Source organism: Streptomyces crystallinus, from assembly GCF_039521265.1.
In the GTDB taxonomy this organism is placed as follows: Bacteria; Actinomycetota; Actinomycetes; order Streptomycetales; family Streptomycetaceae; genus Streptomyces; species Streptomyces crystallinus.
On the sequence record NZ_BAAACA010000019.1, the window covers coordinates 145,160 to 159,593 of the forward strand.

General features: G+C 74.2%; 14 protein-coding genes. 8 read left to right on the plus strand and 6 right to left on the minus strand.

Features of this window, described 5'->3' with window-relative positions; translation table 11 throughout:
- Positions 1-91: 91 nt before the first annotated feature.
- Positions 92-892: an NAD(P)-dependent oxidoreductase gene (locus tag ABD236_RS18040; RefSeq protein WP_344074780.1), complete on the minus strand. Its 801-nt coding sequence runs from the start codon at positions 890-892 to the stop codon at positions 92-94.
- Positions 893-951: 59 nt separating this feature from the next.
- On the opposite strand from ABD236_RS18040, the gene ABD236_RS18045 reads away from it, so the two are divergent.
- Complete coding sequence (locus tag ABD236_RS18045) at positions 952-1,923, plus strand: LysR family transcriptional regulator (protein WP_344074781.1); 972 nt, start codon at positions 952-954, stop codon at positions 1,921-1,923.
- Here the strand turns inward: ABD236_RS18045 and ABD236_RS18050 are convergent.
- The 3 genes from ABD236_RS18050 to ABD236_RS18060 form a co-directional block, all read right to left on the minus strand.
- The gene (locus tag ABD236_RS18050) at positions 1,901-2,701 is read right to left on the minus strand and encodes an EI24 domain-containing protein (RefSeq protein ID WP_344074782.1); all 801 of its coding nucleotides are present in this window, start codon (positions 2,699-2,701) and stop codon (positions 1,901-1,903) included. The two genes, ABD236_RS18045 and ABD236_RS18050, sit on opposite strands and share 23 nt — an antisense overlap.
- Positions 2,702-2,815: 114 nt before the next feature.
- Positions 2,816-3,241, minus strand: a complete 426-nt coding sequence (locus tag ABD236_RS18055) for an organic hydroperoxide resistance protein (protein WP_344074783.1) — start codon at positions 3,239-3,241, stop codon at positions 2,816-2,818.
- A gap of 186 nt (positions 3,242-3,427) precedes the next feature.
- Positions 3,428-4,456 (minus strand): NADP-dependent oxidoreductase, encoded by a 1,029-nt coding sequence (locus ABD236_RS18060; RefSeq protein WP_344074784.1) that lies wholly within the window; start codon positions 4,454-4,456, stop codon positions 3,428-3,430.
- Positions 4,457-4,582: 126 nt separating this feature from the next.
- Here ABD236_RS18060 and ABD236_RS18065 point away from each other — a divergent pair, with 126 nt between their 5' ends.
- Positions 4,583-5,005 carry a MarR family winged helix-turn-helix transcriptional regulator gene (locus ABD236_RS18065; protein ID WP_344074785.1) on the plus strand — a complete coding sequence of 141 codons (423 nt, stop codon included), beginning with the start codon at positions 4,583-4,585 and terminating at the stop codon, positions 5,003-5,005.
- 546 nt (positions 5,006-5,551) lie between these two features.
- Here ABD236_RS18065 and ABD236_RS18070 read toward each other — a convergent pair.
- Positions 5,552-6,118 (minus strand): hypothetical protein, encoded by a 567-nt coding sequence (locus ABD236_RS18070; protein ID WP_344074786.1) that lies wholly within the window; start codon positions 6,116-6,118, stop codon positions 5,552-5,554.
- A gap of 144 nt (positions 6,119-6,262) precedes the next feature.
- Here ABD236_RS18070 and ABD236_RS18075 point away from each other — a divergent pair, with 144 nt between their 5' ends.
- From ABD236_RS18075 to ABD236_RS18085, 3 genes are all read left to right on the plus strand, one after another.
- A complete protein-coding gene (locus ABD236_RS18075; protein ID WP_344074787.1) occupies positions 6,263-7,000 on the plus strand; it encodes an SCO2400 family protein in 738 nt (245 codons plus the stop codon).
- A 515-nt stretch (positions 7,001-7,515) separates the two neighbouring features.
- The gene (locus ABD236_RS18080) at positions 7,516-8,553 is read left to right on the plus strand and encodes a rod shape-determining protein (RefSeq protein ID WP_344074788.1); all 1,038 of its coding nucleotides are present in this window, start codon (positions 7,516-7,518) and stop codon (positions 8,551-8,553) included.
- Positions 8,554-8,606: 53 nt separating this feature from the next.
- The gene (locus tag ABD236_RS18085) at positions 8,607-10,172 is read left to right on the plus strand and encodes a GAF domain-containing protein (RefSeq protein WP_344074789.1); all 1,566 of its coding nucleotides are present in this window, start codon (positions 8,607-8,609) and stop codon (positions 10,170-10,172) included.
- A 63-nt stretch (positions 10,173-10,235) separates the two neighbouring features.
- Here ABD236_RS18085 and ABD236_RS18090 read toward each other — a convergent pair whose 3' ends face one another.
- Positions 10,236-10,667 (minus strand): Lrp/AsnC family transcriptional regulator, encoded by a 432-nt coding sequence (locus ABD236_RS18090; protein ID WP_344074790.1) that lies wholly within the window; start codon positions 10,665-10,667, stop codon positions 10,236-10,238.
- 69 nt (positions 10,668-10,736) lie between these two features.
- Between ABD236_RS18090 and ABD236_RS18095 the strand changes: the two genes are divergently transcribed.
- The 3 genes from ABD236_RS18095 to ABD236_RS18105 all read left to right on the plus strand — a co-directional run bounded on the left by ABD236_RS18095 (position 10,737) and on the right by ABD236_RS18105 (position 14,275).
- Positions 10,737-11,357 carry a lysine transporter LysE gene (locus ABD236_RS18095; RefSeq protein ID WP_344074791.1) on the plus strand — a complete coding sequence of 207 codons (621 nt, stop codon included), beginning with the start codon at positions 10,737-10,739 and terminating at the stop codon, positions 11,355-11,357.
- A gap of 145 nt (positions 11,358-11,502) precedes the next feature.
- Complete coding sequence (locus ABD236_RS18100) at positions 11,503-12,924, plus strand: acyl-CoA synthetase (protein WP_344074792.1); 1,422 nt, start codon at positions 11,503-11,505, stop codon at positions 12,922-12,924.
- Positions 12,917-14,275, plus strand: coding sequence for a carboxyl transferase domain-containing protein (locus ABD236_RS18105; protein WP_344074793.1), 1,359 nt, complete (start codon positions 12,917-12,919; stop codon positions 14,273-14,275). Before ABD236_RS18100 ends, ABD236_RS18105 begins: the two co-directional genes overlap by 8 nt.
- Positions 14,276-14,434 lie beyond the last annotated feature (159 nt).

Consider the following 14,434-nt stretch of genomic DNA (forward strand, 5'->3'; position numbering starts at 1 on the left):
CGGGGTCCGGGGGCGAAGCCCCCGGTAGCCCGCCTCGACCCGCCACTCGGCCGCCTGCCAGAAGGCTTTCGGGAAGGGGTGGGGATGGGGATCAATCCCGGAGGGCAGAGATGTCCGCGTCCACCAGGTCCGCCCGCTCCCCCAGCACCCTCCCCACCGCCTCCAGCACCGGCAGCTCCCCCAGAACCCCCGTCGCCAGCGCCACATCCTTCTCCGCCAGCGACACGGGAAAGTACGCCTCCGTCGCGTACAGCCGCCCCACCAGACCCCCCAACGGACTCGCCCCCAGCGCCGACCGCGTCAGCTCCTCCGGCAGCCCCAGCGCGGACGCCAACCGCATGGACTCCGCCACCAACGCCACCCCACCGATCACCCCGCTGATCAGCACCAGCTTCAGCGCGGCCCCGGTCCCCACCGCCCCGCACCGCGTCACCGACCCCAGCTCCGCCAGCAGCCCGGCCACGGGGGCCGTCTCGCCGCCCGCGAGGATGAGGAGTTCGCCCGTCGCCGCCCGGTCCACGCTGCCCATCACCGGCGCGTCGACGAAGGCGACACCGCCGGGGAGCCGGGAGGCCAGCTCGCGGACCGTGTCGGGGCCGACCGTCGACGTGTCGATCCACGTCGCCCCCGCCCGCAGCGCCGGAACCATCGCCTCCGCTACGGCCAGCGCCGCCGCCGGGTCCGCCAGCATCGTGATCACCACATCGGCGTCCCGGACCGCCTCGGCGGGGCTCGCGGCGGCCACCGCCCCGTCGGCCACCAGCGCCTCGGCCCGGGCGGGCGTACGGTTCCAGACCGTCAGCCCGTACCCCGCCGAGAGCAGCCGTCGGGCCATCGGCGCACCCATGTTGCCCAGCCCCAGAAACGCGATCTTCGTCTCGTTCGTCGTCATGCCCACGACGTTACGAAGAGCCCTGCCCATGCCACAAGCGAATGTCTAGCATGGCAGCCATGACACCACCGCATAGCCCGGCATCGCGCACCCCGCGCACCCCGCACACCCCGCATGCCGGCAGCAGCAGCCACAGCCTCTACGACGTCTTCCTCCGCGTCGCCGCCGACGGCTCCTTCACCGCCGCCGCCCAGGCCCTCGGGTACACCCAGTCCGCCGTCTCCCGGCAGATCCAGGCGCTGGAGGACGAGCTGGGCAGCGTGCTCTTCGACCGGCTGGCGCGCGGGGTGCGGCTCACCGAGGCCGGGCGGGTGCTGGTGCCGCACGCCGAGGCCGTACGGGACCGGCTGGCCGCCGCCCGCGCCGAGCTGTCCGCGCTGCGCACGCTCGACGGCGGACTGCTGCGCGTGGGCGCGTTCTCGACCGCCGACGCCGCACTGCTCCCGCGCGCCCTGGCCGCCTTCCGGCGCCGCCACCCGGGAGTGACGATCGCCCGTACCGAAGGGCCCTCCGTCAAGCACCTGGCGCTGCTCGCCGCCGGGGAGCTGGACATCGCCGTGGTCAGCGCCACCGCCGGGCGCGCCCTCGACGGCTGTGCGCTGCGGCATCTGCTGGACGAGCCGATGTTCGTGGCGCTGCCGAAGGACCACCCCATGGCGGGGCGCGAGCGGCTGCGGCTGGCCGAGCTCGCCGACGAGGAGTGGGTGGCGGGCAGCACCCGCCCCGAGGACACCCTGATGCGCCCGGTCCTGGAGGCCGGGTTCCGGCCGCGCACCACCCTGGTCGTACGGGACTGGATCGCCAAGCAGGGCTTCGTCGCGGCCGGGCTCGGCGTGACGCTGCTGCCCGCCCTGGCCGCCGACTCGGTCCGCGCGGACATCGTGCTCGTACCGGTCCACCCGGACGACGTCCCGCACCGGGCGGTCCACGCGGCGACCCCGCACGGCCGCGCCGACTCCCCGGCCGTGGCCGCCTTCCTCGCCGAACTGCGGGTGGTCGCCGGGCAGATCAGCCCGTCGGGCCGCCGGTGACCGGCTGCGGCTCGGGCTCCGGCCGGGGTTCCGCGACCGTCTCCTCCCGCAGGTCGCGCACCATCAGCGTGGCCCCCGCCACCGCGCCCGGCATCAGGAACACCGCCACGAACGGCACCAGGAACGCCAGGGTGAGCGGGACGCCGAAGCCGAGGACGAGCAGCCGGCGCGTACGCAGCAGGGCGAGCCGGTCCGCCAGCTCCACTCCACGGCGCTGGAGCGCCACCGCCGTCAGCTCCTCGGTGAGGAAGAACCCGGAGACGCAGAAGCCGATCGCGGGGACGACGGTCTGGCCGACGACCGGAAGGAAGCCGAGGGCGAAGAGGACGACGCCGTAGAAGGCGACGCGCGTCAGGACCCGTACGGAATCGCGGGCGGAGATCCACAGCTCGCGCCAGAGCGGCAGACCGGACTCGGGAGCCTCGCCGCCGCTCTCCGCCCGGTCGACGTCCTCGGACAGCTTCTCGTAGAAGGGCTGCCCGACCAGGAGCGTCACCGCCGTGAAGGTGATGACCGCGAGGAACAGGCCGAACGCGAAGACCAGCGCCGTCAGAAAGCCCCGGAACAGGCTCAGCCAGGGCGAGGACCAGTCGTCGGCGAACGGGGTCGCCCAGCCGACGAAGTCGTCGGCGCCGTAGGCGAGCCCGGTCAGCGCCGCCGCGTACAGGACCAGGGTGACCAGGCCCGGCAGCAGTCCGACTCCCAGTGACCGGCCGTGGCCGGTGACCCATCGCTGCCCTTTGACCAGATAACCGAAGCCCGCCCCGAGATCACGCATGGCCGAACTCTATCGGCCGGTAACCGCCCCTCCTGTACGGCCAATTTCCGCGTCCGGGTACGGCGAAGGGCCGCACCCCGCCGAGTGCGGCCCTTCGTCCGTACTGCGCGAAGGTCAGGCGACCGCGAGGTCCACCGTGATGTTGCCGCGCGTGGCCTTCGAGTACGGGCATACCTGGTGCGCCTTCTCGATGAGGTCGCGCGCGGTGGCCGCGTCCACCCGGGGGATGGTCGCGGAGATCTTGACGATGATGCCGAAGCCCTCGTCGTTCTTGCCGATGCCGACCTCGGCGGTGACCGTCGAGCCGGATATGTCGGCGTTCTCCTGGCGCGCGACCACGCCGAGGGCGCCCTGGAAGCAGGCGCTGTAACCGGCCGCGAACAGCTGCTCCGGGTTGGTGCCCGCGCCGCTGCCGCCCATCGCCTTCGGCGGGTTCACGACCACGTCGAGCGCGCCGTCGTCGGTGGCGACCCGGCCGTCCCGGCCGTTCTCGGCGGTGGCGACGGCGGTGTACAGAACGTCGGACTGCTGGATGGACATGCTGGGTGCTCCTCCTGCTCGTTCCCGGCCGCTCGCGCCCACGACAGCCGTGATGTGGAAAGACCTTATCGGATGGCGGAAGTCATCCGATAAGGTCTTCACGGCTCCACTGGCGTGGCGGAGGTCACTCGAGGGGTCGTACTCGCGGGGTCACCAGCGGGGTCACCGGCGGGCTCACCCGTGGGGTCACCCGCCCAGCGAGACGACCATCTTTCCGGTGTTCTCGCCGCGGAGCATGCCGAGGAAGGCGTCCACGCCGTTCTCGACGCCCTCGACGACCGTCTCGCCGTACTTCAGCTCGCCGGAGGCGATCCAGCCGGCCACCTCCTGGACGAACTGCGGCTGGAGCGCCGCGTGGTCGCCGACGAGGATGCCCTGGAGCCGCAGCCGCTTGCCGATGATCATGGCCATGTTGCGCGGGCCCGGGGTGGGCTCGGTGTCGTTGTAGCCCGCGATCATGCCGCAGATGGTGGCGCGGCCGTGCACGTTCAGCGAGGAGATCGCGGCTTCCAGGTGGTCGCCGCCGACGTTGTCGAAGTAGACGTCGATGCCGTCGGGGGCGGCCGCGCGCAGCTGGTCGCGGACCGGGCCGTTCTTGTAGTTGAAGGCGGCGTCGAAGCCCAGCTCCTCCACCAGCCACTTCACCTTCTCGTCGGAGCCGGCCGAGCCGATCACCCGGGAGGCACCCTTGAGCCGGGCCATCTGGCCGACCTGGCTGCCGACCGCGCCGGCCGCGCCGGAGACGAAGACGGCGTCGCCCTCCTTGAAGGAGGCGACCTCGAACAGGCCGGCGTACGCGGTCAGGCCCGGCATGCCGAGGGCTCCGAGGTACGTGGAGAGCGGGGCCAGCTTCGCGTCGACCTTGGTGGCGTGCTTGGCGTCCACGTCGGCGTACTCGCGCCAGCCGAGCCCGTGCAGCACGTGGTCGCCGACGGCGAAGCGCTCGTCGGCGGAGGCGATGACCTCGCCCACCGCGCCGCCGTCCATCGGCTTGTCGAGCTGGAACGGCGGGATGTACGACTTCACGTCGTTCATCCGGCCGCGCATGTACGGGTCGACGGACATGAAGAGGTTGCGGACCAGGATCCGGCCCTCGGCGGGCGCGGCGACGGGAACCTCGCGCAGCGCGAAGTCGGCCGGGACGGGCCAGCCGTGCGGGCGGGCGACGAGGTGCCATTCACGGCCGGTGGCGGGGAGAGCGGACGGTGCGGACATGGGGGAGCGTCCTCCTGGGCTGATCACTCTGGGCTGTTCGCTGACTGCTGCCCAATTACTTCAGGCAGTGAAACAACCATGCTCCTGGATATTTGAGATTGTCAAGTAACTCGGTACGCTGGTTCCATGGCCACGCGTATGGATGCCCTCACTCTCGAAGTCGTCGACCTGATCGGCTCGGTGGTGGCGCGCTACCACGAGGAGTACGAGCGGGCCGCCGCCGAGCACGCGCTCACCGGCGCGCAGGCGCGGGTGCTGGGGCTGTTGTCGCTGGAGCCGGTGCCGATGCGGGGGCTTGCGCGGGCGCTGAAGTGCGAGCCGTCGAACGTCACGGGGATCGTGGACCGCCTGGAGGCCCGGGGGCTCGTGGAGCGGCGCCCCGATCCGGCGGACCGCCGGGTGAAGCTGGCGGCCGCGACGGCTTCGGGCCGCGAGGTCGCGACGGCCCTGCGCGACTCCCTGGACTTCGCCCGGGAGCCGCTGGGGTCGCTGTCGCCGGAGGAGCGGGGGGTTTTGCGGGATCTTCTGCGGAGGATGCTGGGGCAGTGAGCCCGGCCTTTGTCTGCGACTGGGTGGGGGGTTGCTCGCGCAGTTCCCCGCGCCCCTGCTTCGGCCCGGCCTTTGTCTGCGGGTGAGGGGTGGGTTGCTCGCGCAGTTCCCCGCGCCCCTGCTTCGGCCCGGCCTTTGTCTGCGGGTGAGGGGTGGGTTGCTCGCGCAGTTCCCCGCGCCCCTGGAAACCCTCGTTCGTCTGCGGGTCGTGGCCTCTTCTCGCGCAGTTCCCCGCGCCCCTAAAAGCCTGTGGCTGAGCTGGGGTTTCCGGCTGCGGCCGACTACCTGAGGGGCGCGGGGAACTGCGCGAGCAAGCGGCCACTCACCCGCAGACGACATGCGAAAGGGCCCACCGAGCCGGAGGAAGTGGCTCGGGACGGGTTACCTAGGGGCGCGGGGAACTGCGCGAGCAAGCGGCCACGACCCGCGGACGACATCCACGGGGCCCACCTGGCCTGTGAAGGGGGCTCACGCCGGGTTGCCTAGGGGCGCGGGGAACTGCGCGAGCAAGCGGCCACTCACCCGCAGACAAAGGCCGGGCAGGGACTACGGCAGGAGCCGTTGCAGCAGGCCCCACGAGAACTCCGCCACACACGTCCCGCCCCCCGGAACCGTGAGTTCCAGCTGCCACCGCGTCGGCGCGCTCCCCTCCCGCGGCCGGGCCGGAGCGAAGGCCCGAGCCGCCTCGTCCACCGTGCACGACCACGCCCGCAGATCCGCCACAGTCGACAGCACCGGCCCCGCCGCCCCCGGCGCCCGCACCAGCCACTCGTTCCACACCGTCCCGTCCGGCCCCGCCAGCACCTCGAACCGCAGCGTCGGCCACAGCGGCACCGGCCACAGCCGTGCCTCGCACTCCAGGTCGCCGATCCGACGCCGGGCCACGGACTCGGGCTCGCCCAGCACCGAGCGGTAGCGCGCCGCCGCGCCCCGCGAGCGCGGCGAACGCGTCATCGCCTGCCAGCGCCGGTTCGCCTCCCGCATCTCGGCGAGCGACACCCCCAGCTCGCGGCGGGCGTCGTCGACCAGCTCCGGCTGGTGGTCGGCCATCCGCCGCAGCAGGACGAGCTGGAAGTCGAGCGGGCCGAAGCGGTGGGGCTGCGCGTCCGTCATGCCCCCATCCTGCCCGCCCCCGCAGACATCGCACCGAACGCCCGACTTCGTGCCCCGACACGCCTCGGAAGAAGGGGTTCCACACAAGATCCACACATTCCCGGCCCCAATTGTTGACCGCTGCGCGCATAGCCTCCGTTGGCCATGGATTACTGCCACGCCTGCCGACGGCACCTCAACGGCGCACTGGCCTGCGCCGGATGCGGCACCCCCGCGGAGGAACTGCGGCAGCCCGAAATCATCGACCTCGGGGTGTACGAGGCCGCCGCATCCGGTGTGGCCGCGCCCTCCGCCGGTCACCGCCGCGCGCGCCGCGAGCCGCCCCGGGCGGCTGCCCGGCCACGCCGCCGAGCCCGTAAGCGGCGCGGCCGGCTCGTACTGTTCGGCTCGGCAGGGGTCGTCCTCGCGGCCGGCGCGCTGGGGCTGGCGCAGCTCGCGCTGGAGCCGCCGCCGGACGACCGGGGCGCGGCCACGTCCGTACACGAAGAGGAACAGATCTCGCAGGAGACGGCCGCGCCGGCGCCGGACGCCAGTGATGTGGGCGGGCCCAAGCGGCCCAGTGCGGTGCCGGCGGGGGACGGGCACGGGAAGGGGCATCCGCGCGCCGGGGGTACGCGGCCGGGGCCCGGTGGCACGGCGAGCGGGTCCCTCCCTGGAGACGGCTCCCCGGCGCCGGGCGGCTCGCATCCGGCCACGGGGCCGACGACGGGGGCGAGCGGGGCGGGGCCGACGCCGACGCCGACCGGGTCGGACGGGGCGCCGCTGCCGACCACGTCGCCGCAGCCGTCCACGTCGTCCTCGCCCCCGGCTCCGCCGCAGCCGCCGCCCCCCTCCCCTTCCCCCACGAAGCCGTGCAACCGGTTCCTGTGGTGGTGCATCTAGCTCCGCGACGCCCGGCCTTTGTCTGCGGCTGAGTGGTGGGTTGCTCGCGCAGTTCCCCGCGCCCCTAGGTAACCCGGCGTGAGCCACTTCCTCCGGCTCGGTGGGTCCCCTCGCATGTCGTCTGCGGGTCGTGGCCGCTTGCTCGCGCAGTTCCCCGCGCCCCTAGGCAACCCGGCCCTCGCCACTTCCTTGCGCCCCTGGGTAGTCGGCCGCAGCCGGAAACACCAGCTCAGCCACGGGCTTTTAGGGGCGCGGGGAACTGCGCGAGCAACCGGCCACTCACCCGCAGACAAAGGCCGGGCCAAATCGAAGCGCGAGGGACCCGCCACGCACCCGCAGACAATCGCGCCGCACACACACCGACTCGCCGCGAAGCGGCCCCGCGTCGCCCGGTCGGCCCCGCCCCACACCCCCCTAACACCCAGTCAGCCGACCCCCGACCGGCTCAGCCCCGCGCGCGCCCCGCCCCGCGGGGAACGACGATTCGATCAAGAACCCCACTCGGGAGGATCGCCGTGACCGTCAGTCTGGAGCAGTTGCGCCGTTGCCATGTAGCCGTCGACCTCGGGGCCGCGAGGACGCGCGTGTTCGTCAAGGGCATGGGGCTCGTCGTCGACGAGCCCAGCGTCGCGGCCGTCAACACCCAAACCGGCGCGCTCATCGCCGTCGGCTCGTTCGCCGAGAAGATGACGGGCCGTACGCCCGACTACATCCGCGTCGCCCGTCCCGTCTCCGGCGGCACCGTCGTCGACATCGAGATGGCCCAGCGCATGCTGCGGCATCTGATCGGCGAGAAGCTGCGCCGCCAGCTGCGCCGCAAGCCCCGGCTGCGGGCCGCGGCCTCCACCCCGCACGAGGCCGACCCGCTCGCCCAGCGCGCCACCGTGGAGACGCTGGTGGGGCTGGGCGCCCACCGGGTCGAGCTGGTGGACACCCTGATCGCGGCGGCCGTCGGCTGCGGGCTGCCGGTCGAGCAGCCCACCGCCACCATGATCATGGTGTGCGGCGCGGCCACCACCCAGATCGCGGTGCTCTCGCTCGGCGCGATCGTCACCGCCCAGCGCATCCCGGTGGGCGGCGACGCCATCGACCACGCCGTCATCCAGCACCTGCGCCACCAGCACGAACTGATGCTGCCCAGCCAGTCCGTGCGCCCCCTCCAGCTCGCCCTCAGCGGCAACGGCCTCACCCCGCACGGCCCCGCCTCCACCGAGATCCACGGCCGGGACGTCGCCACCGGGCTCGCCCGCTCGGTCCATGTCGACACCGCGGCCGTGCGCAACGCCATCCACACCCCGCTGACCGCCGTCCTCGACGGCATCGGCAAGGTGCTGCGCGACTGCCCGCCGGACCTGGTCGCGGACCTCGCGGACCGGGGGATCATGATGGTCGGCGGCAGCGCCCTGCTGCCGGGTCTGGACCAGATGCTGCGCAAGGCGACGGGCATGCCGGTGGCCATCGCCGAACGCCCGGACGTCTGCGCCATCCTGGGCCTGGGCGCGATGCTGGACGGCACGATCGAGCCGATGGTCCTCGACCCGCTGGCCGAGTGAGGCGGGCGCCGGAGCGGACACCGGAGCCGGCCGGCGGCCGGGGAGGAACGGACATGGGGCAGGACGACGAGACCAGGACGCCCCTGCCCGTACTGCTGGAGGCCGTCCTCGGCGTCGGCTCCGAGCTCGAACTGCGCACCACCCTCCAGCACATCGTGGACACCGCAGCCGAGCTGACCGACGCCCGGTACGGGGCGCTCGGCGTCGTCGACCCCGAGCGCGGGCTGCTCACCGAGCTGTTCACGGCCGGGCTCAGCGAGGCGGAGCGGGAGCGGATCGGGGCGCTCCCGGACGGGCGTACGGGCGTGCTCGGCGCGCTCATCCAGGACCCGCGGCCGCTGCGGCTGGCCGACCTCACCACCGACCCGCGCTCCTCGGGCACACCGCCCGGCCACCCGCCGATGCGCTCCTTCCTGGGCGTCCCCATCCGCGTACACACCGAGGTGTTCGGCAACCTCTACCTGACCGAGAAGCGCGGCGGGCCGTTCACCGAGGAGGACCTGGCGCTGCTGCGGGTGCTCGCCTCGCAGGCGGGGATCGCGATCGGCAACGCCCGGCTGTACGAGACGGCCCGGCGCCGCGAGCGGTGGATCGAGGGCGCCGCCGCCGTCACCACCTCGCTGCTGACCGGCGAGACGGCCGCGGACGCGCTGATGACGGTCGCCGAGCGGGCCCGGCTGCTCGCGGACGCGGCGGCCGGGGTGGTGCTCCAGCCCACCGAGGAGGGCGGGATGGAGATCGTCGCCGCCTCCGCGCCGGACGACCCGGGCGACATCGTGGGCACGACCATCGCCCCCGGCTCCCCCGTCCTGGTGCAACTGCTGGGCGGTGAGCCGGTGTTCATCGAGGACTCGGCGACCGACCCCCGGATGACCACGCACGTACGGACCCGGTTCGGGCCGAGCATGATGCTGCCGTTGCAGAGCGGCGGCAAGCTCATCGGCACGCTCGCGCTCCCCCGCCGCCGCGGCGCCGAGCCGTACACGGCAGTGGACCGGCTGCTCGCCGCGCAGTTCGCCTCGCAGGCCGCCCTCGCGCTGGTGCTCGCCGACGCCCAGCACAACCGCGAGCGCCTCGCGGTGTACGAGGACCGCGACCGGATCGCCCGCGATCTGCACGACCTGGTCGTCCAGCGGCTGTTCGCCACCGAGATGATGCTGGAGTCGACGCGGCGGCGCGCCGTGAAGAGCTCCGGCGACGACACGGACGAGCTGCTCACCCGGGCCGTGGACGAGCTGGACTCCACCATCCAGGAGGTCCGCACCGCCATCTTCGCCCTTCAGCAGCCGCCCGCCGAGGCGCCCGCGACCGTACGAGGGCGGGTGCTGCGCGAGACGGACGGCGCGGGCGCCCTGCTCGGGTTCCGCCCCTCGGTGCGCTTCGAGGGCGCGGTGGACACGGTCGTCGGCGAGCCGGCGGCCACCCAGCTGCTCGCGGCCCTGCGCACGGCGCTCGCCGCCGCGCACCGCCGCCCGGGCATCTCGTCCGTACGGGTCACGGTCGACGCGACGGCGGCCCTGCCGGACGGGCGCCCGGGGGTTCGCCTGGAGGTGACGGACGACGGGGCGGCCGAGGACGGCACAACGGAGACGACGGTGACCTGGCAGTCGCCCGTATAGGCCGGGCCGGGGTCCGTGAGCCCGGTCAGGCCCCGTGAGCCCGGTCAGAGCCCTTGAGCCCCGTCAGGGCCCGGACGCCGCCCTCAGGGCGATCCTGGTGTTCGACCGGGCCACGCCCGCCTCCCGTTTCAGCCGTCGCAGCAATCCGTCGAGCGCCGCCGGATCGGCCGCCCTGGCCCGTACGAGATAGTCGTGGTCGCCCGTGACGTGCACGACCTCCGTGATCCCCGGCAGCTTCAGGGCGACCTTCTCGAACTCCTCGTTGGTGGTGTCCAGGCGCAGGCTGACGTCGATGAAGACGACGAGCCCCGGCCCCGCGTCGGCGGTGGGGTCGACGAGGGTGGTGAAGCCCCGGATGACGCCCTCGCGGCGCATCCGCCGCACCCGGTCGGCGGCGGCGTTGGCGCTCAGCCCGACCTTCGTACCGAGGTCGCGGTACGAGATCCGCGCATCCTCCCGCAGTGCGCCGAGGATGTCCCTGTCGAGGCGGTCCATACCGCGATTGTCGCAGCCCGCGCCGATATCCGGCCGCGTACCCGGCGGGCGTGGCCGGACAGTGCCCCCATGAGCGAGATGTGGACGACGGCGGTGGCGGGTGCGGCGGCGGGCCTGGGCGTGGCGATGCCCGTGGGCGCGGTCGGGGTGCTGCTCGTCCAGCAGGGCATGCGCGACCGGCGCGGGGCGGTCGCGGCGGCCTCGGCGGTGGCCGTGGTCGACTTCGCGTACGCGGCCGTGGCGACCGCGCTGGGCCCCTGGGTGGCCTCGGCGCTGTCCGGGGTGGAGGCGTGGGTGCGGCTGGTGGCGGCGGGCGTGCTGATGGCGATCGCGGGGCGGGGGCTGTGGGGCTCGCGCGGTCCGGCGGCGCCCACGGCCCCGGACGCCGTCCCCGCCTCCCCCGCCGGCACCTTCGTCCGCTTCGCCGCCCTCACCCTGGTCAACCCCACCACCGCGCTCTACTTCACCGCCCTCACCACCGCCCAGGGCAGCAGCCTGCACGGCGGCGGCAGCGGCGCCGTGTTCGTGGCGGCGGTCTTCGCGGCGTCCTTCGTCTGGCAGCAACTGCTGGTCGCGGCGAGCGCCTTCGCCAGGGCGCGGATCTCCGACGCGGCCCGGATGTGGACGTTCCGTTTCGGCTACGGGCTGGTCGCGCTGTACGCCGTCAAGGTGGCGCTGCCGCTGCCGTGATCGCGGCGCCGCGTAGGGTTTCGCGTGGCCCCTGGAGCCTGCTTCCGAACCCCCGCCGTCCGCCCGGAGGGCGAGGGTCCGGAGACCCGGCGCCGAAGGCCGGTGTTCCTGCCTGACCTGCCGTCGACTGCGAGGAGCCCTCTCCGTGTCCCCTCTGTTTCCCGCGCTGCGGACCGCCGACCGCAAGGAAGCCCTGCGGTTCGGCGAGCGCTCCCTGACCTATGCGGAACTCGCCGGGGTGGCGGGCGCCCTGGCGGGCCGGCTCGCCGGGACCGGGCGCGTCGCCGTCTGGGCGACGCCGAGCCTGGAGACGGCCGTCGGGGTGGTGGCGGCGCTGCTGGCCGGGGTCCCCGCCGTACCGCTGAACCCGAAGACCGGCGAGCGCGAGCTGGCGCACATCCTCGCGGACAGCGCGCCCACCGCGGTCCTCGCCGCCCCCGACGCCCCGCTGCCGCCCGCGCTGGAGGCGCTGACCAGGATCGACGTACGTACCACGGCGGAGCCGGGGGCAGCACCCCCGGCGGCCGAACCCGGCCCCGACTCCCCCGCCTTCGTCGTCTACACCTCCGGCACCACCGGGCCGCCGAAAGGGGCCGTGCTCCCCCGCCGGGCCGTCGCCGTCACGCTCGACGCGCTGGCCGAGGTCTGGGCGTGGACCCCGGACGACGTCCTCGTCCACGGACTGCCGCTGTTCCACGTCCACGGGCTGATCCTCGGCGTCCTCGGCCCGCTGCGGCACGGCGGCTCGGTGCGCCATCTGGGCAGGTTCTCGGTGGAGGGCGTGGCCCGCGAGCTCTCCACGGGGGCGACGATGCTGTTCGGGGTGCCGACGATGTACCACCGGATCGCCGAAGCCCTCGACACCGACCGGGAGTTGGCCAAGGCCCTGTCCGGGGCGCGGCTGCTGGTGTCGGGGTCGGCGGCGCTGCCCGTCCACGACCACCGGCGGATCGCGGCGGCGACCGGCCGCGCGGTGATCGAGCGGTACGGGATGACCGAGACGCTGATGAACACGAGCGTACGGGTGGACGGCGAGCCGCGGCCCGGCACGGTCGGGGTGCCGCTGCCGGGCGTGGAGCTGCGCCTGGCGGACGAGTCGGACGGGATCGGCGAGATCCAGGTGCGCGGCCCGAACCTGTTCAGCGGCTATCTCAACCGGCCGGACGCCACGGCCGCGGCCTTCACCGAGGACGGCTGGTTCCGCACCGGCGACATGGCGAGCCTGGACGCGGACGGCTATGTGCGGATCGTCGGCCGCAAGGCCACCGACCTGATCAAGAGCGGCGGGTACAAGATCGGGGCGGGCGAGATCGAGAACGCGCTCCTCGACCACCCCGGGGTGCGCGAGGCCGCCGTCACCGGGGAGCCGGACGCCGATCTCGGGGAGCGGATCGTGGCGTGGGTGGTGGCGGCCGACCCCCAGTCCCCGCCCACGGCCGAGGAGTTGGCGGGCCATGTGGCGGCCCAGCTCTCCCCGCACAAACGGCCGCGTACGGTCCGCTTCCTTCGGGCGCTGCCGCGCAACGACATGGGCAAGATCATGAAGCGGGCGCTGGGCAATGGCTGACCGCCTGACCGCACGGGCGGCGATCGAGGCGGCGACCTCGGACTTCACGGAGCTGTTCCCGCCGGAGCGGGAGGCGGGCCCGGAAGAGGGCCCGCTCGGCTGGGAGGGATACGCGGAGTCGAGGGCGCGGGCGAGGGAGCGCACGGGCGAAGCGGAGTCGGTGGTCTACGGCCTGGCATCGGCCGACGGCCACCCCTGCGTCCTCCTGGCCTTCGAATTCGGCTTCCTGGGCGGATCGTTGGGGCAGCGTACGGGCGACCGCCTGGAGGCGGCGTACCGGGCGGCGCGGGAGCGGCGGCTGCCGCTGGTGTCACTGATCGCGACCGGTGGCAGCCGGATGCAGGAGGGCATGGTCGCGCTCACCCAACTCCAGCGGGTGGCCCGCCAGTCCGCGCTGCTGCGCGCGGCCGGGCTGCCGCAGATCGCGGTCCTGCGCGACCCGACGACGGGCGGCGGCTGGGCCACGCTGGGCGCGGGCGCGGACGTGGTCCTCGCGCTCCCCGGCGCCCAGGTGGGCTTCGCGGGCTCCCGGGTCCGCCCCGCCGACGCGGACCCCTCGGCGTACACGGCCGAGGGGCAGCTGGCGGCCGGGGCGGTGGACGCGGTGGTGCCGGTGGCGGAGCTGCGCGGGGTGCTGTCGGCGTGGCTGGGGCTGCTGTCCGGCGGGGCGCCGGGCGGCCCGGTGGCCCCGGCCGAGGTGCCCTCGGCGCTGGGCGGCGCCGAGCTGCCCGGGACGGGCTGGGAGGCGGTGGCGGCCGCCCGCGCGGCGTCGCGGCCCCGGGCGGCCGCGTATCTGGACGCCTACTTCTCCTTCCGCCTCCCCGTCAGCGGGGACCGGTGCGGGGGTGTGGACGCGGGGATGCTGTGCGGGTTCGGGTCGCGGGACGGGCGTACGGTCGCGTACGCGGCCCAGACCGGCACCGCCACCCGCCCCGCCGGCTACCGCACGGCCGCCCGCCTCCTGCGCCTCGCCGACCGCCTCGGGGTGCCGGTCCTCACCCTGGTCGACACGCCCGGGGCGGCGAACGACGCGGCGGCGGAGCGGGAGGGGCAGGGGGCTGCTGTCGCGGAGTGCTTCGGGGCGGTGGCGGGGGTGGGGGTGCCGGTGACGACGCTGGTGATCGGGGAGGGCGGCTCGGGCGGCGCCCTGGCCCTGGCGGCCCCCGGCCGTACGTGGCTGACAGCGTCGAGCTACTTCTCCGTCATCGCGCCGGAGTTGGCGGCGGCGATCTTGAAGCGGGGTGCGGGTGAAGTCCGGGGTACGGCGGACCAGCTGGGGGTACGTCCCCAGGACCTGGTACGCCTGGGCTTGGCCCGGGGGGTGATCTCCCCCACCCCGCCCCTTCCCTGAACCCTCCGGGGGTGGGGATGGGTTGATCTGCGTTCCCGGGGGCTACGCCCCCGGACCCCGGGTTCGCGTTCGTCTGCGGGCCGGTGGGGGCTGGTCGCGCAGTTCCCCGCGCCCCTCAGGTAGTCGGCCGCAGCCGGAGAGATCAAGTCAAAGAACTCA

Coding starts and splice junctions, on each gene's coding strand:
- ABD236_RS18040 (WP_344074780.1), bottom strand. CDS start 892: ATGACGACGAACGAGACGAAGATCGCGTTTCTGGGGCTGGGCAACATG.
- ABD236_RS18050 (WP_344074782.1), bottom strand. CDS start 2,701: ATGCGTGATCTCGGGGCGGGCTTCGGTTATCTGGTCAAAGGGCAGCGA.
- ABD236_RS18065 (WP_344074785.1), top strand. CDS start 4,583: ATGGCCACGCGTATGGATGCCCTCACTCTCGAAGTCGTCGACCTGATC.
- ABD236_RS18095 (WP_344074791.1), top strand. CDS start 10,737: ATGAGCGAGATGTGGACGACGGCGGTGGCGGGTGCGGCGGCGGGCCTG.
- ABD236_RS18105 (WP_344074793.1), top strand. CDS start 12,917: ATGGCTGACCGCCTGACCGCACGGGCGGCGATCGAGGCGGCGACCTCG.
- ABD236_RS18090 (WP_344074790.1), bottom strand. CDS start 10,667: ATGGACCGCCTCGACAGGGACATCCTCGGCGCACTGCGGGAGGATGCG.
- ABD236_RS18045 (WP_344074781.1), top strand. CDS start 952: ATGACACCACCGCATAGCCCGGCATCGCGCACCCCGCGCACCCCGCAC.
- ABD236_RS18075 (WP_344074787.1), top strand. CDS start 6,263: ATGGATTACTGCCACGCCTGCCGACGGCACCTCAACGGCGCACTGGCC.
- ABD236_RS18060 (WP_344074784.1), bottom strand. CDS start 4,456: ATGTCCGCACCGTCCGCTCTCCCCGCCACCGGCCGTGAATGGCACCTC.
- ABD236_RS18055 (WP_344074783.1), bottom strand. CDS start 3,241: ATGTCCATCCAGCAGTCCGACGTTCTGTACACCGCCGTCGCCACCGCC.
- ABD236_RS18085 (WP_344074789.1), top strand. CDS start 8,607: ATGGGGCAGGACGACGAGACCAGGACGCCCCTGCCCGTACTGCTGGAG.
- ABD236_RS18070 (WP_344074786.1), bottom strand. CDS start 6,118: ATGACGGACGCGCAGCCCCACCGCTTCGGCCCGCTCGACTTCCAGCTC.